Here is a 2197-nt window from a genome sequence, read left to right as displayed (position 1 = left end):
CCGGATGAGCTGTTCGTCGCGGTCGCCATCGGTCCAGTTCTCATTGAAGTTGGCGCGCACGAGGTGGCCGTAGACGACGAGAAAGGAGCGTCCGACATCCTGGACGAAGTTGAAATCAGCGTTCCAGCCGCCTTTGTCCTCGCCCGAATGCAGCCAGTCGAAAAAGATGCCGCCGGTGCCGCGCGGCTCGTTGCGATGCGGCAGATAGAAATACTCGTCGCACCAGGCCTTGAATTTCGGATAATCGGCGACCTCGGGGCTCTTCTCGCAAGCGAACTGCATGGCCCGGTGGAAGGCGATGGTGTCGGGATCGTCCTGGGTGCGCCGACGGTCGAGCACCGGCGTCAAATCGGCGCCGCCGCCGAACCATTGGCTAGACGTGACGACCATGCGGGTGTTCATGTGCACGGCCGGAACGTTGGGGTTCCAGGGGTGAGCGATCAGCGAAATGCCGCTGGCCCAGAAGCGCGGGTCTTCCTCGGCGCCGGGCATCTGCTTCCTGAATTCGGGTGAGAATTCGCCATAGACCGTCGAGGTGTGGACGCCGACCTTCTCGAAGACGCGGCCATGCATCATCGACATGGTGCCGCCGCCGCCGCGGCCCTCGTCGCGCTCCCATGGCGTCTTTTCGAAACGGCCTGGCGACCACGAGGCCAGCGGGCCGCCAAGATCCTGCTCGATTTGCTCGAAGGCGCCACAGATGCGTTCGCGCAGCGCCTCGAACCAAAGGCGCGCCTTCATCTTCTTCTGTTCGATGTCGGCGGGCAGGCCTGCCGGTATTTCAGGTCGTTCCAAGTGCCGTCTCCGGTTGCGGGGGGCCGAGTCCCTACAAATGACTCGTCTTTTGCCGGCGCGATCCCTAATCTCTTAGGGGCAAGGGTCAAGTGTCCAAGCGTCATTAAGGTGCAAGGAGTTGTTTCGTGCGCACCCCGGCAAGACCACCGCTGGATGGCCTGAAGAAAAGGCTCGACCAAAGCCGGACCGAGCGCACGCGCATGCCACGCGACGGGTTTTTGCGCGAGACCTTCGTGCTGCCGCGCTCCGATGCGCGCCTCAAGGCCAAGGAATGGTTCGAGCGCTTTCCCAAGCAGGCCTACTGGACCGAGATCGAAAGCTGGTTCGAGCGACCGGGCGACCTGATCGAATTCACCATCAGGCGGCTGCCGGCGGCGGATTAGGATTTCAGGTACCTTTTCCCCGAACGGAGAGAAGGTGTAGCCACCAACCGTCTCGCCCCCGTGCCGTCCCTAGACAGGCGGTCGCCCTTGTTCCTGAGCGGGCATTTGTCGATCGACATGCAGCCGCAGCCGATGCAGTCGGTCAGCCCGTCGCGCAGTTTCTTCAACTGGGCGATCTTGTGATCGAGCCCGTCGCGCCAGGCGGTGGACAAAAGGTTCCAGTCGTCGCGGGTCGGCGTGCGGCCCTCTGGCAGGGATGCCAAGGCGGCACCGATCTCGGCCAGCGAGATGCCGACCTCCTGCGCGACCTTGATGATCGCCACGCGCCGCAGCACGTCGCGGCCGTAGCGGCGCTGGTTGCCGGACGTGCGGTGGCTGCGGATCAGGCCGCGCGCCTCATAGAAATGCAGAGCCGACACCGCCACCCCGCTGCGCATCGCCACCTGGCCGACCGTTAATTCCGTTACTGGTGCCATCCTTGCTTTCCCGCCTCGATTTTATCGCTTGACCTCAAGTTAAGTTGAGCTTGTAGCAAGAAACCCAGGATGTGCAAATGAAGGAGAGGGCGATGTGCGCCTGGGTCAAATTGACGGGGGTTGCCAGCGAACTCCTAGCCGAGTTGCCGGATGGCTTCACCCGCCACCATGGCGACGGACAGCGCGACGTTGATGCTGCGCGCGGCACCCTGCATGGGGATGGTCAGCCGCGCATCCGCCGTTTGATGGACAGCATCCGGCACGCCTGCGGATTCGCGGCCGAACAAAAGGATGTCGCCACTGGCGAAGGCAAAGCTCGTGTAGGGAATCGCGGCCTTGGTCGACAGAAGCACCAGCCGGCGGGCGCCCGCCCTGCGCCAGTCCTCGAAGGCGTGCCAATCGACATGCCGGGTCAGATCAGCCATTTCGAGGTAATCCATGCCGGCTCGCTTAAGCGCCCGGTCGGAGAGCGGAAAGCCGGCCGGTTCGATGATATCGACGCCAAGGCCGAGGCAAGCGGCAAAGCGCAGGATTGTGCCGGTG

Annotated in this window: 4 protein-coding genes; 1 reads left to right on the top strand and 3 read right to left on the bottom strand. The window is 63.4% G+C overall.

Annotated features, from left to right (window positions below; all coding sequences use genetic code 11):
* The coding region (locus tag ACXJ7R_RS30655; RefSeq protein ID WP_457155081.1) for a coproporphyrinogen III oxidase at positions 1 to 795 on the bottom strand (795 nt) is incomplete at its 3' end.
* Between the two features lie 125 nt (positions 796 to 920).
* Here ACXJ7R_RS30655 and ACXJ7R_RS30650 point away from each other — a divergent pair.
* On the top strand, positions 921 to 1178 hold the full coding sequence (locus ACXJ7R_RS30650; protein ID WP_095090839.1) for a hypothetical protein: 258 nt from the start codon (positions 921 to 923) through the stop codon (positions 1176 to 1178).
* Here ACXJ7R_RS30650 and soxR read toward each other — a convergent pair.
* Together soxR and ACXJ7R_RS30640 are read right to left on the bottom strand one after the other, a co-directional pair.
* Positions 1175 to 1654: a redox-sensitive transcriptional activator SoxR gene (soxR, locus tag ACXJ7R_RS30645; protein ID WP_457155080.1), complete on the bottom strand. Its 480-nt coding sequence runs from the start codon at positions 1652 to 1654 to the stop codon at positions 1175 to 1177. The genes ACXJ7R_RS30650 and soxR overlap by 4 nt on opposite strands.
* 134 nt (positions 1655 to 1788) lie before the next feature.
* Positions 1789 to 2197, bottom strand: a 409-nt coding sequence (locus ACXJ7R_RS30640) for a tRNA (cytidine(34)-2'-O)-methyltransferase (RefSeq protein WP_457155079.1), incomplete at its 5' end; no start/stop codon positions are given.

It is taken from the genome of Mesorhizobium sp. P5_C1 (assembly GCF_054049815.1).
Note: the sequence above shows the minus strand (reverse complement) of the source record. Positions and strands in the feature narration are given on the sequence as shown.

Bases quoted from the DNA above. Each gene is read 5' to 3' on its own strand.
- soxR (WP_457155080.1), bottom strand. From the start codon at position 1,654: ATGGCACCAGTAACGGAATTAACGGTCGGCCAGGTGGCGATGCGCAGC.